Annotated in this window: 19 protein-coding genes; 14 read left to right on the plus strand and 5 right to left on the minus strand. The window is 66.7% G+C overall.

Annotated elements, in window-relative coordinates; all coding sequences use genetic code 11:
* Positions 1 to 3: 3 nt before the first annotated feature.
* From ACSFA7_RS31420 to ACSFA7_RS31430, 3 genes are all read right to left on the minus strand, one after another.
* Positions 4 to 201: a Flp family type IVb pilin gene (locus tag ACSFA7_RS31420; protein ID WP_435502976.1), complete on the minus strand. Its 198-nt coding sequence runs from the start codon at positions 199 to 201 to the stop codon at positions 4 to 6.
* A 424-nt stretch (positions 202 to 625) separates the two neighbouring features.
* Positions 626 to 2,131, minus strand: coding sequence for a L,D-transpeptidase family protein (locus ACSFA7_RS31425; protein ID WP_435502977.1), 1,506 nt, complete (start codon positions 2,129 to 2,131; stop codon positions 626 to 628).
* Positions 2,098 to 3,249, minus strand: a complete 1,152-nt coding sequence (locus ACSFA7_RS31430; protein ID WP_435502978.1) for a nuclear transport factor 2 family protein — start codon at positions 3,247 to 3,249, stop codon at positions 2,098 to 2,100. The genes ACSFA7_RS31425 and ACSFA7_RS31430 overlap by 34 nt, the downstream gene beginning before the upstream one ends.
* Before the next feature lie 210 nt (positions 3,250 to 3,459).
* On the opposite strand from ACSFA7_RS31430, the gene ACSFA7_RS31435 reads away from it, so the two are divergent.
* The 9 genes from ACSFA7_RS31435 (at position 3,460) to ACSFA7_RS31475 (ending at position 12,267) form a co-directional block, all read left to right on the plus strand.
* The gene (locus ACSFA7_RS31435; protein ID WP_435502979.1) at positions 3,460 to 4,422 is read left to right on the plus strand and encodes a LysR family transcriptional regulator; all 963 of its coding nucleotides are present in this window, start codon (positions 3,460 to 3,462) and stop codon (positions 4,420 to 4,422) included.
* A 117-nt stretch (positions 4,423 to 4,539) separates the two neighbouring features.
* Positions 4,540 to 5,061 carry a cupin domain-containing protein gene (locus tag ACSFA7_RS31440; protein ID WP_435502980.1) on the plus strand — a complete coding sequence of 174 codons (522 nt, stop codon included), beginning with the start codon at positions 4,540 to 4,542 and terminating at the stop codon, positions 5,059 to 5,061.
* Positions 5,062 to 5,074: 13 nt separating this feature from the next.
* Positions 5,075 to 6,082, plus strand: a complete 1,008-nt coding sequence (locus ACSFA7_RS31445; protein ID WP_435502981.1) for a hydroxyquinol 1,2-dioxygenase — start codon at positions 5,075 to 5,077, stop codon at positions 6,080 to 6,082.
* 83 nt (positions 6,083 to 6,165) lie between these two features.
* A complete protein-coding gene (locus tag ACSFA7_RS31450; protein ID WP_435503089.1) occupies positions 6,166 to 7,629 on the plus strand; it encodes an aldehyde dehydrogenase family protein in 1,464 nt (487 codons plus the stop codon).
* A 54-nt stretch (positions 7,630 to 7,683) separates the two neighbouring features.
* Positions 7,684 to 8,937, plus strand: coding sequence for an ABC transporter substrate-binding protein (locus ACSFA7_RS31455; protein WP_435502982.1), 1,254 nt, complete (start codon positions 7,684 to 7,686; stop codon positions 8,935 to 8,937).
* 1 nt (position 8,938) lies between these two features.
* Positions 8,939 to 9,658 carry an ABC transporter ATP-binding protein gene (locus ACSFA7_RS31460; RefSeq protein WP_435502983.1) on the plus strand — a complete coding sequence of 240 codons (720 nt, stop codon included), beginning with the start codon at positions 8,939 to 8,941 and terminating at the stop codon, positions 9,656 to 9,658.
* Positions 9,655 to 10,374, plus strand: coding sequence for an ABC transporter ATP-binding protein (locus tag ACSFA7_RS31465; protein ID WP_435502984.1), 720 nt, complete (start codon positions 9,655 to 9,657; stop codon positions 10,372 to 10,374). The genes ACSFA7_RS31460 and ACSFA7_RS31465 overlap by 4 nt, the downstream gene beginning before the upstream one ends.
* A complete protein-coding gene (locus ACSFA7_RS31470) occupies positions 10,367 to 11,230 on the plus strand; it encodes a branched-chain amino acid ABC transporter permease (RefSeq protein WP_435502985.1) in 864 nt (287 codons plus the stop codon). Before ACSFA7_RS31465 ends, ACSFA7_RS31470 begins: the two co-directional genes overlap by 8 nt.
* A 14-nt stretch (positions 11,231 to 11,244) precedes the next feature.
* A complete protein-coding gene (locus ACSFA7_RS31475) occupies positions 11,245 to 12,267 on the plus strand; it encodes a branched-chain amino acid ABC transporter permease (RefSeq protein WP_435502986.1) in 1,023 nt (340 codons plus the stop codon).
* On the opposite strand, the gene ACSFA7_RS31480 is transcribed toward ACSFA7_RS31475, so the two are convergent.
* Positions 12,248 to 12,748: a hypothetical protein gene (locus tag ACSFA7_RS31480; RefSeq protein WP_435502987.1), complete on the minus strand. Its 501-nt coding sequence runs from the start codon at positions 12,746 to 12,748 to the stop codon at positions 12,248 to 12,250. The two genes, ACSFA7_RS31475 and ACSFA7_RS31480, sit on opposite strands and share 20 nt — an antisense overlap.
* A gap of 176 nt (positions 12,749 to 12,924) precedes the next feature.
* Here ACSFA7_RS31480 and ACSFA7_RS31485 point away from each other — a divergent pair, with 176 nt between their 5' ends.
* Positions 12,925 to 13,932: a Bug family tripartite tricarboxylate transporter substrate binding protein gene (locus ACSFA7_RS31485; RefSeq protein ID WP_435502988.1), complete on the plus strand. Its 1,008-nt coding sequence runs from the start codon at positions 12,925 to 12,927 to the stop codon at positions 13,930 to 13,932.
* 79 nt (positions 13,933 to 14,011) lie between these two features.
* Here the strand turns inward: ACSFA7_RS31485 and ACSFA7_RS31490 are convergent, their stop codons facing one another.
* Positions 14,012 to 14,797, minus strand: a complete 786-nt coding sequence (locus ACSFA7_RS31490) for an IclR family transcriptional regulator domain-containing protein (protein WP_435502989.1) — start codon at positions 14,795 to 14,797, stop codon at positions 14,012 to 14,014.
* A 93-nt stretch (positions 14,798 to 14,890) separates the two neighbouring features.
* On the opposite strand from ACSFA7_RS31490, the gene ACSFA7_RS31495 reads away from it, so the two are divergent.
* From ACSFA7_RS31495 to ACSFA7_RS31510, 4 genes are read left to right on the plus strand one after another with little or no spacing between them, the layout of a single operon-like run.
* Positions 14,891 to 15,592 carry a 3-oxoacid CoA-transferase subunit A gene (locus ACSFA7_RS31495; protein WP_435502990.1) on the plus strand — a complete coding sequence of 234 codons (702 nt, stop codon included), beginning with the start codon at positions 14,891 to 14,893 and terminating at the stop codon, positions 15,590 to 15,592.
* Positions 15,593 to 15,594: 2 nt separating this feature from the next.
* Positions 15,595 to 16,236, plus strand: a complete 642-nt coding sequence (locus tag ACSFA7_RS31500; protein ID WP_435502991.1) for a 3-oxoacid CoA-transferase subunit B — start codon at positions 15,595 to 15,597, stop codon at positions 16,234 to 16,236.
* 37 nt (positions 16,237 to 16,273) lie between these two features.
* A complete protein-coding gene (pcaF, locus tag ACSFA7_RS31505) occupies positions 16,274 to 17,479 on the plus strand; it encodes a 3-oxoadipyl-CoA thiolase (protein WP_435502992.1) in 1,206 nt (401 codons plus the stop codon).
* Positions 17,479 to 18,465, plus strand: coding sequence for a Bug family tripartite tricarboxylate transporter substrate binding protein (locus ACSFA7_RS31510; protein ID WP_435502993.1), 987 nt, complete (start codon positions 17,479 to 17,481; stop codon positions 18,463 to 18,465). The genes pcaF and ACSFA7_RS31510 overlap by 1 nt, the downstream gene beginning before the upstream one ends.
* Positions 18,466 to 18,511 lie beyond the last annotated feature (46 nt).

Consider the following 18,511-nt stretch of genomic DNA (forward strand, 5'->3'; position numbering starts at 1 on the left):
TTTTCAGCTCGCGGGAACTGCCTTGGTCAATTGCGCGGCGAGATTGGTGAACAGTCCCTTGATCGCGCCGGCGAAGCCAGTGGTTCCCGTGGGGTTGAAAAGAGCGACCAGAAGAATCGTAATCAAACCAGCAATGACGCCATATTCAATTGCGGTAGCACCTTCTTCATCACGAATAAAGCGAGTAATAGAACTAAGCATGATTTACCTCTTGAGGAGAGTTGAACAACGACTGGCAAGGTGGATGTTATACAGCGTAACTCCGTGTATCAACATGACAAACCCGAGGGAGTGAGGTCCTTCGTGTGATATTGAAGGAGTACATAGCAGGATAGCGGCCAGCCTCCTGCCACCCAGGCCCAGGAGCTCCTGGTCAGGTTCGTTAACAATCTAGAGACGTATTTTTCCCTCTGTAAACCGCATCGAAACTCCCATGAAGATGGGAGGGCGCGTTACGTGCCGGGAACGCGCGGGATGGCGGTGTTACGGGAACAAAGGCGTTACGTGTTACGTAGCACGGGGTCGCGAAGGCCGAGATGTAACACCCAAAATAGGTGCTGCGGCTGCGCAAAAAATCACAGATGGGAGGGGGTGACCCCCTCGCCGAGAGGGGATCGGAGGGTGTTCAGCCCAGGATTTCTTCGTGAAAGAGCTTCCACTCGCTGCCTTGGCGCAGCCAGTACTGGCGCCGGGTGCGCCCGCTCTTTTCGCCTTCGAAGACTTCTCCGAAGGTGGCGACCATGGTGTCGTCGCCGTCACGCCAGTGCAAATACGACATGTCCTTGAACTGGACACGCTTGCCTTGCGCATATTCCACTTCGTCGTGGACCGAAATACCTTCGGTTGTTTTTTTATTGCTGCGCTGGAAATCCGGCAAATAGAATTTCTTCAATTGCGCTTCATTTCCGCTGGCCCGCGTATCTTTCCACGCGGTAATTGCGCTGGTAAATGTCTGGGCTTCTTTTTCGGCCTGCGGCGGCGAAATCCATTGCAGGCTGCGGGCGGTGACCACCGGCGTGGCACCGACCTGAACCTTGCGCAGCAACTGCTTCAGGTCGGGGTTGGCCATGACTACGCAGCCGTCGCTCGCGAGCGGCGCCCGGGCGAACTGCTGGGGCGGGGTGCCGTGCAGCCAGATGCCACCGCCGGTCCTGCCGCGCCGCATGTCGTACGGGTTCGGGTAGTTGATGGGCAGGGCGCCCGCGCCGTAGAAGTCCTTCAGCGACTTCGGGTCGAGGCGGCTGGTGATGTAGTACACGCCCAGCGGGGTTCGGGCATCGCCCTCGGCGAGCTTGTCGGTGCCCGACTTGCCGACCGAGATGTAGTAGTCGGCCACCAGCTTGAGCCCCTTGTCGGAGTTCTCCAGCAGGTACAGGCGCGAGCGCGAGGCATCCACCGCGATGGCGTAGCGGCTCTTGGTCGAGAGCGACAGGAACTGCGATGGCACGGTGCCGACCGGCGGCCGCTCGCGCAGGGCCTGCAGGCGGCGGCGCGATTCCTCGTGCAGCTCGGACATGGCCGGGTTGCCGCGCATCTTGGCGATGCCGGCCGTGTCGGGAAGCGAATTCGTGGGCGGCACCTGGGCCGCCAGCAGGTCGCCGTAGACGAGCTGCGCAAGCTGGAAGTTCGGATAGTCCCGCACCAGGTCGCGCGCCTTGGCCAGCGCGGGGCGGGCCTGGCCGCGGCCGAACATTTCGTAGACGGAGATCAGGCGGGCTTCGGCGCTGCTGGCTTCCTGAATGGAGGCGGCAGGTGCCGCCTTGCGGCCGGGTTTGGCTGCGGAGGCGGTCCGGGTCTCTGCCAGTGCGGCCTTTTTGCCCTTGGCCTGGACGGACTTGCCGGCGTCGCCCCGTGCTTCCCTGGCGGAAGCGCGGCTCTTGCCGGACGACGATGCGTGCGCGGCGCTGCGGCTACCGGCGCTCTTGCTGGCGGCCTTGGCGCCGCTGCTGGTCTTTGCGCTGCCCGTCTTGTTCGATGCGAAGGCGGCACTGGGTGCCACCAGCATCAGCGCCGATGCGGTCATCAGCGCTGCGAGCAGGTTCCCGCGGCGCGGGAACGGAGGATTCTGAAGCCGGCCGCGCCGGACGATGTCTGTCACTAGCCGCCGACGCTTTCCTTGCGAATGTGCCATTGGTTGCCCGAGCGCTGCATGTCCAGCGTCTTCCGGCTCGAGATGTTGAGGTTGTCCGCGCGGTAGATCTGGCGGAACTTCGCCGTGGCGTTCTGTCCGTCGACCTTGATCACGAGGTTCTCGATGTTCACGCTGATGCTCGACTTGCCGACGATGCGGGCGCGGCGGTCTTCTTCCCAGCCCTTGCGGCTCTGGCCGCCGCCGGGGGTGAAGTCCGAGCCGTAGGCGGCGAAGTAGCGCTCCATGTCCTGGCCGGCCCAGGCCGAAGCCCAGCCGCGAACGGCGGATTCGACTTCGGCGGCGGAGGCCGGTGCGGCGGCAGGTGCCGATGCGGGCGCCGGAGCGGCCTCAGGCGCTTTGGCTGCGGGAGCTGCTGCCACCTTGGCGGAGGCCGGCGCCGGCGCAGGCGCAGCGGCGGGAGCGGGCGCTGCTGCCACCTTGGCGGGCGCAGGAGCCGGCGCGGGCACGGGTGCAGCGGCAGGTGCCGGGGCGGGCGCCTTCGCGGCAGGCGCAGGCGCGGGCCGTACGGCCTCGGGCGCTGCCGCCACCAGCGTCGTGGACTTAGCACCCGGCGTCGGCGTGAAGAGCGTGCGGATCACGGCCAGCTTCGGCTGCACCGCGGTGTTGTTCTGGTCCAGCTGCAGCGCCTTGCTGTAGGCCTGGCTCGCGAGCCGCGCGTACACGTCGCCCAGGTTCTCCTGGGCGGTGGCGTAGCTGGGATTGGTGCGAATGGCGCTTTCCAGCGCGCCGCGGGCCTTGTCGAACTGGTTCTGGCTCGCGTAGATCACCGCGAGGTTGTTGTACGGCTCGGGCAGTTCGGGCGCATCCACCGTGAGCTGGGTGAAGGCGGCGATGGCTTCGGCGCGCTTGCCGGTGTCCAGCTGGATCACGCCCTTGAGAAAGCGCATCTGCGGATCGCGCGGCTTGTCCTTCAGGAATGCGTCGGCCTTTGCCATCGCCTCGTCGAGCTTGCCGGCCTGCATGAGGCGGTCGACGTCCTCGTGCTCGATAGCGGCCAATGCGGGAAGCGTCACGCCGCAGGCCGCAACGGCCAGGAGCAGGGCTCGCACGGTGGGAGAGAAGCTGAAACGGGCGCGAGGCCGGGGGCTCTTGGGCATTGCGGACAAGACCTCGTAGGGGTAAATGACGCGGCGGGAATGGCTGCAGGGATAGCGGCAGGCATTGTAAGTGGGGCAGTTAACCTTCCGAAACAGGGATGACAGGTCTTTCGTCTTGCCCGCAACGCCCGGCTCCGGGCTTACCCCCATGGGGCTTCAGGCACCCCGTTCCCGGACGCAAAAAGCAGGCCTGCGCAGTACAGTGCCGCCGTGGACCGCCTCCAAAGCATTGAAACTTTCGTTCGCGTCGCGCAGACCCAGAGTTTTGCGGAAGCCGCGCGCCAGTTGCGGGTGGCCAATTCGGTGGTTACCACCCGCGTGAAGCAGTTGGAGGAGTTCCTCGGCGCGCCGCTGTTCCACCGCAGCACGCGGGTGGTCCGGCTCAGCGACATGGGCCAGGCGTTCCTGCGCGACTGCACCGAGCTGGTCGGCCGCGCGAACGACATCGTCGACCAGATGCGCGATGCGCGCGGCACGCCCTCGGGCACGCTGCGCGTCCATGCGCTGACCGGCATGGTGCTCGGCCGTTTCGCCACCTTGCTGCGCGAGTTCCAGACGAACTACCCCGACATCCACCTCGAACTGATCGTGAGCGATGCGGTGGCCGACCCGGTCAAGGCCGGCGTCGACTGCGCGCTGCAGATCTTTCCCGCGGCCTCGCAGGAGCTGGTGTCGCGCCCGCTCTTCCCGGTGCGGCGGCTGCTGTGCGCCACGCCCGCCTACCTCGAGGCGCACGGCACGCCGACCACGCCGCGCGAGCTGCACCGCCACAAGCTGGGCCTGTACTCGGGCTACCCCACGCGCGACCGCTGGACCTTTCACCACAAGGGCGAACAGACCACCATCTACCTCGCCGCGGCGCTGCTCACGAACAGCGTGCACCTGCTGCGCGAATACGCGCTGGAGCACGCGGGCATCGTCTGCCTGCCGACGCTGGTGGCGGGCGATGCGATCGCGCGCGGCGACCTGCGCGTGGTGCTGGCGGAGCACCAGCTCTCGTCGTTCTCGCTGAGCGCGGTGTATGCGGGCACCTCGCGCAACGCGCTCAAGCTGCGGTTGTTCATCGAGCACATCGCCACGCGCTTCACGCGCGTACCGCCGTGGGACGCCACGCTGATCGAGCGCGGAATGATCCCGGCCGAACTCATTGAATTCAGTCGGTCGAGCGGCTAGCGATCCCGGGTAAACCCGGCCGATTGTTCGGAGACTCCGAATAATCCTCTTCCAAACTGGTCCCTACCGGCGGGACGGCATGACTCCTAGAGTTCGTCCATCCAAGGAGACGACACCATGACCGCCCCCGCTTCCACCGCCTACAAGACCCGCTTCGGATCGCTCAAGCATTTCGAGAAAGGCCACGTCGAGCCGATCGACGACGACGTGCGCCACTACGCGTTCTCCAACTGCTTCGAGATCGCGAGCATCAGCAAGCCCTACGAGAAAGTCGTGTTCGGCCAGAACCAGATCTATGTGCTGGAGACGCTGCGCGCCGAGGGCACCTCGCCCTGGTTCACCTGCGCGCACGACGAGTTCGCACTCGTGATGGACGGCGATGTCGAAGTGCACCTCGTGCAGCTCGACGCCAGCCAGGCCGTCGCCGACACGGAGAAGAACGGCGCCGTGCTTGTGAAGGGCGAGCCCAAGGGCAGGAAGATGGGCTGGATGAAGCTCTCGCGCGGCCACCAGGGCCTGCTGCCGAAGAATACCGCCTACCAGTTCCGCACCGCCGGCGACCCGGGTGTGATCGTCCTGCAGAGCTGCAAGGGCGACCTCTCCGTGGAGAAGTGGGCCGACATCTGCCAATCGCATTGAGAGGAACCGCACCATGAACGCACCCGCAGAACTCGCCCGCGTGATCGCATCGCAGCCCGACGCCACGCTCGGCTACAAGGACTTCTCGCTCGGCAGCTTCAGCTTTCGCCGCGACGAGTATTTCGTGCACATCGGCTGGAAGACCCGCGACGGCCGCCCCATGAGCCACACGCTCGATGCCGGCAACTACCTGCGCGCACTGATGCGCGACGTGGCCTGGGGCTTCTTCTACGGCTGGGTGAATTTCGACGACGTGTTCGGCACCGTCAACCACTACGACTCGGTCGACCTCTACGCCGGCAGCTTCAACGGCACGATGAAGGACGCGGGCATCGACCTGCTCGAGAACTTCCCGACGGCGCAGATCCGCGCCACCTTCGAGGCGATGCTCGACGACTGGACCAACGAGAGCTTCGACCCCTTCAGCGCGCCGCAGGAAACCGGCTCGCCCTACGGCCGCAAGAGCGGCAACAACACCGCCAAGATCACGAGGGCGCGCGAACTCGCGAAGCGCTGCGTGGGCCTGAAGGGCGACCTCGACCTGCGCAGTGACGAGCGCGGCGCGCCGATCAACCGCGCCTTCGCCGACGTGCCGCAGGCGCAGCCCGAACTGCACCCCGAGCCCGGCTTCGAGAACGAGGTGCACGCCTTCAACCTCTTCGGCTTCCTGAGCCGCTCGCAGGTCACCTGGAACCCGAGCTTCACCTCGGTGGTGAAGCACAGCTACATGTGCCCGACGACCGAGGAGCACATCTTGCCGATCATTCACGGCAACGACCGCGTCGAGTGGTTCTTCCAGATGACCGACGAGATCCACTGGGACTGCGGCGACAAGAACACCGGCAAGCCCATGGCGCGCGTGATCATGAAGGCCGGCGACATGGCCGCCATGCCCGCCTACTGCCGGCACCAGGGCTTCAGCCCGAAGCGCTCGATGTTGCTGGTGTGGGAGAACGGGTCGCCGAGCCTGGTGTACGAGATCCAGAAGGGTGAGAGCCCGGAGATTCCGGTCCAGTTCTGACCGGTCTTTTTCTTCGCCCCCAACGCTCCCATCCAACTCTCCCCTTTGCGGGGAGGGAGAGGAAACTCATGCCTGCTTCGTCCATCCGCCACCAGCTCTTCATCGACGGCCGCTTCGTCGATGCCGAATCCGGCGAGACCCTCGCCACGCTCAACCCGCACGACAACACGCCCATCGTCGATGTCGCACTGGCCGGCAAGGCCGACGTCGACAAAGCCGTTGCTGCCGCCAAGCGCGCGTTCCCGAAATGGAGCCGCATGGCCGCCGCCGACCGCGGTCGCATCCTGCTGAAGCTCGCGGACCTCATCGAAACCAACGCCGAAGAACTCGCCCGCCTCGAATCGCTGGACACCGGCCACCCCATCCGCGATTCGCGTCGGCTCGACGTGCCGCGCACGGCGGCGTGCTTCCGCTACTTCGGCGGCATGGCCGACAAGTTCCAGGGCGAGACCATTCCGGTCGAAGAGGGCTTCCTCAACTACACGCTGCGCGAACCGGTCGGCATCGTCGGCCAGGTGGTGCCATGGAACTTCCCGCTGATGTTCACCAGTTGGAAGATGGCGCCCGCGCTCGCCGCCGGAAACTGCATTGTGATGAAGCCGGCCGAGATCACGCCGCTCAGTTCACTGCGCATCGCCGAGCTGATGGCCGAGGCGGGCCTGCCTCCCGGCGTGGTCAACATGCTGCCGGGCCTGGGCAGCGTCGCGGGCCAGTACATCGCCGAGCATCCGGAGATCGCGAAGATCGCCTTCACCGGCAGCACCGCGACGGGCCGGCGCATCGTGCAGGCCAGCGCGGGCAACCTGAAGAAGGTGCAGCTCGAACTCGGCGGCAAGGGGCCCAACATCGTGTTCGAGGACGCGAACCTGCAGGCGGCCGTCAACGGCAGCGCCTGGGCCATCTTCCACAACCAGGGGCAGGCCTGTATCGCGGGCTCGCGGCTCATGCTGCACGAGAAGATCGCCGATGCGTTTCTCGAGCAGTTCATTCCGCTCGCGAAGTCGATTCGCCTGGGCAACCCGCTCGACGAGAACACCGAGATGGGCCCTCTCACGAGCGCGCAGCACCGCGAGCGCGTGCTGAGCTACGTCGAGGTTGCGCAAGGCGAGGGCGGCGAGCTGCTCGCGGGCGGCAAGTCGCCCGGCGGCGATCTCGCGAAGGGCTGCTACGTCGAGCCCACCGTGATGCGCGCGAAGTCGTACAAGGACCGCGTCGCGCAGGAAGAAGTCTTCGGCCCTTTCGTCACCGTGCTCACCTTCAAGAACGACGAAGAGGCGATGCAGATTGCCAACGGCACCGACTACGGCCTGGGCAGCGGCCTCTGGACCCGCGACCTGCAGCGCGCCCACAAGGTCGCGCGCGATCTGCACGCCGGCATGGTCTGGATCAACAGCTACAAGCGCGTGAACCCTGGCTCGCCCTTTGGCGGCGTCGGCCAGAGCGGCTACGGCCGCGAGATGGGGTTCGATGCGATGCGCGAATACACGCAGGTCAAGAGCGTGTGGGTGAACGTCGACGCGCAGATACCGCCGCACTTCGCGCGCTGACTCCTGACCCTTGGCCCCGCGGCAACGACACACATACAAAAGACGGAGACAACCATGACATTCAATCGCAGGCAATTCACGCAGGCCACCGCCGCACTCGTGGCCTCGGGCGCGGCACCGCTGGTGTTCGCGGTCGACACGCTCAAGATCGGCTACGTCTCGCCGCAGACCGGCCCGCTCGCGCCTTTCGGCGAGGCCGATAAATGGGTCATCGAGCAGATGAAGACCGCGTTCAAGGACGGCATCAGCATCGGCGGCAAGAAGTACGCGGTGCAGATCGTGCTGAAGGACAGCCAGTCGAACCCCAATCGCGCGGGCGAAGTGGCGAATGACCTGATCCTCAAGGACAAAGTCGCGCTCGTGCTCACGGCAGGCACGCCCGAAACCGCCAACCCGGTGAGCGATGCATGCGAGCTCAACGAGGTGCCCTGCATCTCCAGCGTGGTGCCGTGGCAGCCGTGGTTTTTCGGCCGCAAGGGCGATCCGGCGAAGGGCTTCAACTGGACGTACCACCTGTTCTGGGGCCTCGAAGACGTCATCGCCAATTTCACCAACGGCTGGAAGACGCTCGCCACCAACAAGAAGGTCGGCGGCCTGTTTCCGAACGATGGCGATGGCAATGCATGGGGCGACAAGGAGCTGGGCTTCCCGAAGCCGCTCGCGCAGATGGGCTTCACGCTCACCGACCCCGGCCGCTTCCAGAACGGCACGCAGGATTTCAGCGCGCAGATCGCGGCGTTCAAGAAAGACGGCGTGGAGATCGTCACCGGCGTGGTGATTCCGCCCGATGCCAAGACCTTCCTCACGCAGGCGCGGCAGCAGGGCTTCAAGCCGAAGGTCATCACGCTGGGCAAGGCGCTGCTGTTCCCCGGTGCGATCGAGGCGCTCGGTGATTTGGGTGATGGCCTCTCTACCGAGGTGTGGTGGAGCCCGTCGCATCCGTTCACATCGAGCCTCACGCAGCAGAGCGCAAAGGCCTTGGCCGAGGCTTACGAAGCCGGTGCGAGGAAGCAGTGGACGCAGCCCATCGGCTTTGCGCATGCGCTGTTCGAGGTGGCGGCGAATGCACTTGGGCGCGCAAAGTCGCTCAAGGCTGGCGACGTTCGCGATGCAGTTGCAACGACCTCGATCAACTCCGTCGTCGGCCCGGTGAAGTGGGGCGGGCAGGGGCCGTTCAAGAATGTCAGCAAGACACCGCTGGTGCTCGGCCAGTGGGGCAGGGGCAAGAAGTACAAGGTCGAGCTCACCATCGTGAACAACGAGGCGGCCAAGAGCATTCCGACCGGCGGCGCGCTGCGGCTGCTCTGACATGGCGCTGCTGGCACTGCATGCCGTGAGCAAGGCTTATGGCGCGCTCAAGGTCACCGACGACATCACGCTCGCGGTGACCGAGGGCGAGACGCTGGGCATCCTCGGCCCGAACGGCGCGGGCAAGACCACGCTGTTCAACCTGATCTCGGGCGACGTGCGCGTCGATGCGGGGCGCGTCGAATACGCGGGCCGCGACGTGACGCGGCTCAAGCCGCACCAGCGCTGCCACGCGGGCATCGGCCGCAGCTACCAGGTGCCGCAGCCGTTCGGCAACATGAGCGTGTTCGAGAACCTCGTGACGGCCGCCTGCTTCGGCGGGCAGCAGACCGAGCGCGAGGCGTGGCGCACGGCGCATGAGGTGCTGGAGCAGACGGGCTTGATGGCGCATGCGAACAAGCCTGCGGGCGGGCTCACGCTGCTGGACCGCAAGCGCCTCGAACTTGCGCGCGCGCTGGCGACGAAGCCGCAGTTGCTGCTGCTCGACGAGATCGCGGGCGGGCTCACCGAGCCCGAGGCCGCGGTGCTGGTCGACGAACTCAAGCGCATCAAGGCGCGCGGCGTGACGATGATCTGGATCGAGCACGTGGTGCATGCGCTGCTGTCGCTCGCGGACCGGTTGTTCGTCATCAACTTCGGGCAGAAGCTGGCGGAGGGCGAGCCGCGTGCGGTGATGAACGACCCCGAAGTGCGGCGCGTTTACATGGGGATGGAAGCATGAGCGCGCCGCTGCTCGCCACGCATGGCCTGAAAGCCTCCTACGGCGATGCGCAGGCGCTCTTCGGCATCGACTTCTCGCTTGCCGCCGGCGAACTCGTCGCGATCATCGGCGCCAACGGCGCAGGCAAATCGACATTCCTCAAGAGCCTCACCGGCCTCGTGCGGGCGCCCCGCGATGCGATCCATTTCAAGGGCGAATCCATCGGCGGTTTGCCGCCTGGAGAGATCGTCCGCCGCGGCCTCGCCATGGTCCCCGAGGGCCGCCGCCTCTTCCCCAGCCTCAGCGTCGAAGAGAACCTTCTCATGGGCGCCACCGCGAACCGCAAGGGCCCCTGGAACCTGCAGCGCCTCTACGCCCTGTTCCCCATCCTTGCGGAGAAGCGCCACCAACCCGGCACCTCGCTTTCGGGCGGCCAGCAGCAGATGGTCGCGCTCGGCCGCGCGCTCATGAGCAACCCCGAAGTGCTGCTGTGCGACGAGCTCTCGCTCGGCCTCGCACCCATCGTCATCCGCGAGATCTACGCGGCCATGCCCGCCATCACCGGCGAGGGCATGACGGTGGTCATCGTCGAGCAGGACGTGACGATGGCGCGCCAGGTGTCGCAGCGCATCTACTGCTTCCAGGAAGGCCGCGTGTCGCTCGAAGGCAGGTCCGCGGACCTCACGCGCGAGCAGATCTCAGAGGCCTACTTCGGCATGGAGGCGACCCATGCTTGAAACCCTCGTGCAGGGCGTGCTGCTCGGCGGCCTCTACACGCTCTTCGCGCTCGGCCAATCGCTGATGTTCGGCGTCATGCGGCTCACGAACACCGCGCAAGGCGACTTCATCATCCTTGGCGCGTTCGCCGTCATCGCGGGCGTGTCGCTCGCGGGCGATGCGATGCCCTGGCTCGTCGCGCTCGCGGTGCTGCCCATCGCCTTCGCGTTCGGCTATGCGCTGCAGCGCTACGTGCTCAACGGCACGCTCGGCAAGGACCCGCTGCCTTCGCTCGTCGTCACCTTCGGCCTGTCGATCGTCATCCAGAACCTCTTGCTCGAACTGTTCTCGGCCGACCCGCGCGCCATCGAGACGAACGGGCTCAACACGCAGGGCCTCGCGCTCGGAGACTCGCTCTCGCTCGGCGTGCTGCCGCTGATCGTGCTGGCCATCGCGGTCGTCGCGACCGGCGCGCTGCAGTGGCTCTTCGCGCGCACCGCGCTGGGCCGGTCGTTTCGCGCAGTGTCCGACGACCGCGAGATCGCCGAGCTCATGGGGCTCGACGCGAAGAAGGTCTACGCATTCGCGACCGCCATCGCCTTCGTGCTGATCGCCATCGCAGGCGCGCTTCAGGGCATGCGCACGACGGTGTCGCCGTCGGACGGCCCGCTGTTGCTGCTCTTCGCCTTCGAGGCCGTGATCATCGGCGGCATGGGCTCGTTCTGGGGCACGCTGGCGGGCGCGATGATCCTCGGGATCACGCAGCAGATCGGCTTCCGGCTCGATCCGGGCTGGGGCATCTGGTTCGGGCACATCGTGTTCCTGGTCGTGCTGGTGCTGCGGCCGCAGGGGCTTTTTCCAAAGACACGTGGATGAAGCGAATGACGAACATGCCTCCCACCCTCATTGCCGTGGAGCGCGCCACCGCCGCAAGCCGCACCGCGCTTTTTCTCGGCATCGCCCTCGTGCTCATCGCCGCGAGCCTGCCGTTCTGGGGCGAATCGAGCTGGATGCGCGAGTTCGTCGAGATCGCCTGCTACTTCATCTTCGCGATGATGTGGAACCTGCTCGCGGGCTACGGCGGCATGGTGAGCATCGGGCAGCAGGCCTTCTTCGGCTTCGGCGGCTACGTGATGCTGATGCTCGGCAACTTCGCGGGCGTCAATCCGTTCGTGGCGATACCGCTGGGCGCGCTGGCCGCGGGACTCATCGCGGTGCCCGTGTCGTTCGTCGCGTTCCGCCTCTCCGGCGGCTACTTCGCCATCGGCACCTGGGTCATCGCCGAGGTGTTCCGGCTGAGCTTCGCGAACGTGTCGGCAGTCGGTGGCGGCTCGGGCACCACGCTCACCGCGCTGCGCGGCATCGAGAAGGCCACGCGCGAGCGCACCACCTACTGGATGGCGCTGGCCTGCGTGGTCGCGGCCATCGCGCTGGTGTACCTGTTCCTGCGCAGCAAGCGCGGGCTCGCGCTGCTGGCGATTCGCGACAACGAAGTGGCGGCCGAATCACAAGGCATTCCGGTGGCGCGCATGAAGCTCGCGGTGTATGTGGTCGCGGCCTTCGGCGCGGGCCTGGCAGGCGCGCTGTACTTCGTGGGCAACCTGCGCATCAGCCCCGATGCGGCCTTTAGCGTCAACTGGACGGCCTTCGCCATCTTCATGGTGGTCATTGGCGGCATCGGCCGCATCGAAGGGCCGCTGGTGGGCGCGCTCATCTTCTGGGCGCTCAACAAGTTCCTGAGCGACTACGGCACCTGGTACCTGCTCGGCCTTGGGCTGCTAGCGATCGGGGTCACGCTGTTCTTCAAGCAAGGCTTGTGGGGCTACGCGCAGCAGCGCTGGGGGTGGTCGCTTTTTCCGACGCAGCGCAGGCTGTTGCGCGCGCCGGCCGCGGCTACTTCTTCACGGGGTTGATGGTGTATTCGATCTTCGTGCGGTCCTTGTAGGGGTCGTTGTCGAAGAACTTCTTCTCGTGCGAGATGTGGATCTCGTAGCCGTCGCGCACGCCCTCGAGCGACGCCGCGCTGTCGGTGGTCACCGGGGCGAGCGTGGGCTTGTGGAAGGCTGCGACCGTCTTGAAGTCGTCGGTGCTGAAGGCCTTGATCGCCGCGCTCGTCACGCGGCCCGCGCCGTCGGTGTCCACGCTCACGTCGGTCATCGCGGTGTTCGGCGGCACTGCGACCAGCGCAGCCAGCGCGGGCGGCAGTTCCTTGGCGCCGCTTTTTTCCTGGATGCGGTAGTGCAGCCCGCCCTTGTCGTTGGGCTCGCCCTTGGCGGCGGACGACGTCTCCATGCTGCTCACGACCCATATCGCGACGAGCAGGATCGGCGTCGCAATGGCGCCCACGAACAACAGAAAACGAAGGCGTTCCTTGGTATGAAAAAACTCGATCATCGGTGCTGAATCTCCCTCTGGCGGCCTCGCTGCGGCGCCCCGTGCGACGCGCGGGCGGGCCATCCTAATGGCCCCGCGCGAACCGACTTTGGACTTGCGCCATACAGCATGATCCTGTAACGTTTGAAACAATGTGGTGACATTTCATCACTTCTTTCATCGCTCTGGAGTCTCCCTTGATGATCACCAAACGCCGCCTGCTCGAAGGCGGCGCCGCGGCCGTTGCCACCTCGCTCTTCGCGCCCGGCGCGTGGTCCCAGCCGAAGCCGGCGGCCGGCGAAGCCGCATGGCCGACCAAGCCCGTGCGCATCCTCGTGGGCTTTCCGGCAGGCGCCTCGCCCGACCTCGCGGCCCGCGCCATCGCCGAGCCGCTGGCCAAGATCCTTCGCCAGCCGGTCACGGTCGAGAACAAGCCCGGCTCCAGCGGCAACCTCGTCGCCGACCAGGTGGCCAAGGCGACCGACGACCACACCATCGGCGCGCTGATCAACGGCAACCTCACCATCGCCAAGCTGCTGAACCCCGCGATTCCTTTCGACCCCGAGAGAGACTTCGCGCCCGTCGGCATGGTCGGCACCGCGCCGCTGGTGCTCGCGGTGTCGGGCAACGCGCCCGGCAAGACGCCGGCCGAGTGGCTACTGTGGGCGCGCAACCTGGGCACCGGCGGCAAGTACGGCACGCCGGGCGTGGGCACCGTGGGTCACCTGGGCATGGAGCTCCTGAAGAGCCGCGCCGCCATCACCGCGCAGCACAAGCCCTACACCGGCAACCCGCAGGTGATCGCCGGCCTGCTCGCCGGCGAAATTCAATTGGCGCTGCTGCCGCCGGGCCTGGCCCTGCCGCATCTGAAGTCGGGCAAGCTGAAGGCGATCGGCGTCACCTCGCCCGAGCGCAGCCCGCTCGCGAGCGAGCTGCCCACCATCCGCGATGCCGACGTGCGCGGCGCCGACCTCGAAATCTGGACCGCACTGGCCGCCCCCGCGGGCATGAACAAGAACGCCGTCATCAAGCTCAACGCGGCGCTGGTCGAAGTGACCAGCATGCCCGACGTGGCGCAGGCGCTGCTCAAGACTGGCTGGCAAGCGCAGCCCGGAACGCCCGAAGCGCTGGCCCGCCGCATGCGCGCGGACACGGCGCGCCTGGGCGGCGTGATCATCATGAAGGGCATCCACTCCGAGGCCTGATGTCTTGTCCCCTCTCCCTCTGGGAGAGGGCTAGGGTGAGGGCGCGACGGCCTCAACCTGAGGCTGGCCTCGTTGCTCCCTAAAGCAGCCGCGACACCTGCTTCGCCGCATCGATCAACGCCGGCAGCATCGTCTCCTGCATCACCTTCGCACTCGTGCGGTTCGCCTGCCCGCTGATGTTGAGCGCGGCCACCATCTGGCCCTGCTTGTTGACGATGGGCGCGGCCACCGAGATGAGGCCTTCTTCGAGCTCCTGGTTCACCAGGCACCACTGCTGCTTGCGTGCCTGTGCGACCTTGGCCATGAGCGCATCGATGTCGGTCACCGTGTGCTTGGTGAGCGCCTCGATGTTCGAGGCTTCGAGCCGCGCGCGCACCTCGTCGTCTTCGAGGTCGGCCAGCAGCAGCCGGCCGAGCGACGTGCAGTACGCCGGCAGCCGCGAGCCCACGCCCAGGCTGATGTGCATGATCTTCTTGGTCGGCACGCGCAGCACGTAAACGATGTCGGTCGCATCGAGCACGGCGGCCGAGCACGACTCCTGCACCTCTTGCACCAGCGCCTCCATCACCGGTTCGGCGCGGTTCCAGATCGGCATCGACGAGAGGTACGCGAACCCCAGGTCGAGGATGCGCGGCGTGAGCGTGAAGAGCTTGCCGTCGGTCACCACATAGCCCAGCGCCTGCAGCGTGAGCAGGATGCGCCGCGCGCCCGCCCGCGTGAGGCCGCTGACCGCGGCGACCTCACTCAGCGTCTGGCGAGGCGCGCTCTCGCTGAACGAGCGGATCACCTGCAGGCCGCGCGCAAACGACTGCACGTAGCTGTCGCCGGGGGCGGGTGTTTCTGTCTTGGGGGGCTGGGTTGCCATGGTGAGCGATCCTCTCTAGAATTCATTATACGAACAAATGTTCTGTATGCGAACATTTCGGGTCACCCTCTTTTCACCCCGGAGACAAGCTTCATGATCAACAAGATCGCGCGCTCGGTCGCCGATGCCCTCGCGGGCATCCAAGACGGCGCCACGGTTCTCATCGGCGGTTTCGGCACTGCCGGCATTCCCGGCGAGCTCATCGACGGCCTCGTCGAGCAGGGCGCCAAGGACCTCACCGTCGTCAACAACAACGCCGGCAACGGCGACACCGGCCTCGCGGCGCTGCTCAAGGCTGGCCGCGTGCGCAAGATCATCTGCAGCTTCCCGCGCCAAGCCGACAGCCAGGTGTTCGACGGGCTCTACCGCAGCGGCAAGATCGAACTCGAGCTCGTGCCCCAGGGCAACCTCGCCGAACGCATCCGCGCCGCGGGCGCCGGCATCGGCGCCTTCTTCTGCCCGACCGGCTACGGCACGCAGCTCGCGGGCAAGCGCGAAACCCGCGAGATCGACGGCAAGCAGTACGTGCTCGAGTACCCCATCCACGGCGACGTGGCGCTCATCAAGGCCGAGCGCGGCGACCGCTGGGGCAACCTGGTCTACCGCAAGGCCGCGCGCAACTTCGGCCCGGTGATGGCCATGGCCTCGAAGAAGACGGTGGCCACCGTGCACGACATCGCCGAGCTCGGCACCCTCGACCCCGAGACCGTCGTGACCCCGGGCATCTTCGTGCACCAGGTGGTGCGCATCGAACGCGTCGCCACCCAGGCCGGCGGCTTCAAGAAGGCAGCATGAACATGGCATACACACGTCGCACCAAAGACCAGCTCGCAGCACGCGTCGCGCAAGACATCTTCGACGGCGCCGTCGTCAACCTCGGCATCGGCCAGCCCACGCTCGTGGCCAACCACTTGCCGCAGGGCCGCGAAGTCATCCTGCAGAGCGAGAACGGCATCCTCGGCATGGGCCCCGCGCCCGAGGCCGGCGAAGAAGACTACGACCTCATCAACGCCGGCAAGCAGCCCGTCACGCTGCTGCCGGGCGGCTCGTTCTTTCACCACGCCGACAGCTTCGCGATGATGCGCGGCGGCCACCTCGACATCTGCGTGCTCGGCGCGTTCCAGGTCTCGGCCACCGGCGACCTCGCCAACTGGCACACCGGCGAGAAAGACGCCATTCCTGCCGTCGGCGGCGCGATGGACCTCGCCATCGGTGCGAAGCAGACGTGGGTGATGATGGATCTGCTCACCAAGCAGGGCACGAGCAAACTGGTGCAGGAGTGCACCTATCCGCTGACCGGCATCGGCTGCGTCAAGCGCGTGTACTCCGACCTCGCCACGCTCGAATGCACGCCGCAGGGTTTGAAGCTCGTCGACCTCGTCGAAGGGCTCACGCGCGAAGAACTCGAGAAGCTCGTCGGCTTGCCCATCTCGAACTGAGCAGCGTGATCCATCCAATCCACAAGAGACACACGACATGACCAACCAAGCCTTCATCTGCGACGCCGTTCGCACCCCCTTCGGCCGCTACGGCGGCTCGCTCAGCAGCGTGCGCACCGACGACCTGGGCGCCGTGCCGCTCAAGGCGCTGATGGAACGCAACAAGAACGTCGACTGGCAAGCCGTGAGCGACGTGCTCTACGGCTGCGCCAACCAGGCCGGCGAAGACAACCGCAACGTCGCGCGCATGTCGGCGCTGCTCGCGGGCCTGCCGCTCGAAATCGGCGGCGGCACCATCAACCGCCTGTGCGGTTCGGGCCTCGATGCCGTGGGCACCGCGGCCCGCGCCATCCGCGCCGGTGAAGCCGGCCTCATGATCGCCGGCGGTGTGGAAAGCATGAGCCGCGCGCCCTTCGTCATGCCCAAGGCCGAGAGCGCCTTCAGCCGCAACAACGCGGTGTACGACACCACCATCGGCTGGCGCTTCGTCAACAAGCTCATGAAGGCGCAGTACGGCGTCGACTCCATGCCCGAGACGGCCGAGAACGTGGCCACCGACTACAAGATCGAGCGCGAAGCGCAAGACCTGATGGCGCTCAACTCGCAGCTGCGCGCCGTGGCCTCGCAGAAGTCCGGCTTCTTCGATGCCGAGATCGTGCCCGTGACCGTGCCCCAGAAAAAGGGCGACGCGATCATCGTCAACAAGGACGAGCACCCGCGCGAAACCAGCCTCGAATCCCTCGCCAAGCTCAAGGGCGTGGTGCGCCCCGACGGCACCGTCACGGCCGGCAATGCCAGCGGCGTGAACGACGGCGCCTGCGCGCTGCTCTTGGCTGACGAAGCCAGCGCCGCAAAACATGGCCTCACGCCGCGCGCCCGCGTCGTCGGCATGGCCACCGCCGGCGTCGCGCCGCGCGTGATGGGCATCGGCCCCGCGCCCGCCACGCAAAAGGTGCTGGCGCTCACCGGCCTCACGCTCGACCAGATCGACGTCATCGAACTCAACGAAGCCTTCGCGGCGCAAGGCCTCGCCGTGCTGCGCCTCCTGGGCCTGAAGGACGACGACGCGCGCGTGAACATCAACGGCGGCGCCATCGCGCTCGGCCACCCGCTCGGCGCGAGCGGCGCACGCCTGGCCACCACCGCGGTGAACCAGCTGCACAAGGGCGGCGGCCGCTACGCGCTGTGCACGATGTGCATCGGCGTGGGGCAGGGCATTGCCGTGATCCTGGAACGCGTCTGATGCGTCTCGCCCGACGCGAGCTGTTGGTGCTGCTGGGCCTGCTCGCGGGAGCGGGCCTGCCCGCCTACGCGCAGAGCGATGCCGGCAACAAGCCGATTCGCATCGTCGTGCCCTTTGCGGCCGGCGGCGGCAACGACGTGTTCGCGCGGCAGATGGCCAAGGGCCTGGGCGAGCTGCGCAAGTCGGGCGTCATCGTCGACAACAAGCCCGGCGCGGGCGGCAACCTCGGCACCGAGCAGGTCGTGCGCAGCACGCCCGACGGCAGCACGCTGCTGCTCGGGCACACCGGCACCGTGTCGATCAACCCCGCGCTCTACAAGAGCCTGAAGTTCGATGCGCGCAAGGACCTCGTGCCCGTCGCGATGTTCGCCTCGTCCGCGCTCGTGCTCGTGGTGCCCGCCGCATCGAAGGTGCGCAGCGTGGCCGACCTCGTGGCCGAAGCCAACGCGCGACCGGGCCTGCTCGACTACGCATCGAGCGGCAGCGGCACCGGCGGCCACCTGACCGGCGAGCTCTTCGCGCAGCGCACCGGCACCAGGCTCAATCACATTCCCTACAAAGGCACCAACCCCGCGCTCACCGACCTCGCGGGCGGGCAGGTGCAGATGATGTTCAGCGTCATCCCGCCCGCGCTCGCGCTCGTGAAAAGCGGACGGCTGCGCGCCATTGCCGTCACCGGCGACAAGCGCCTGCCGTCGCTGCCCGACGTGCCCACCGTGGCCGAGTCGGGCCTGCGCGAACTCGCGGGCTTCGAGAGCACGCTCACCTACGGCCTCCTCGCGCCGCGCGGCACGCCCGATGCGCTCGTCAAGGCGCTGGCGGCGCAGATGCTCAAGGTGGCAGGGGACAAAGAATTCCAGTCGCGCCTCGACGTGGAAGGCGCCGTGCCTCTGCTCGGCGGGCCTGCCGAGTACGCAGCGCTCATCTCGCGGGAGAGCGTGAAGTGGGCGGGGATCGTCAAGAGCTCGGGCGCGACGGCGCAGTAGCAGCAGCAGTCACGCAGTCGCCGCGCAGCCCGCATCGCACGGGCAG

It is taken from the genome of Variovorax trehalosi (assembly GCF_051216415.1).
Taxonomy (GTDB): Bacteria; Pseudomonadota; Gammaproteobacteria; order Burkholderiales; family Burkholderiaceae_C; genus Variovorax.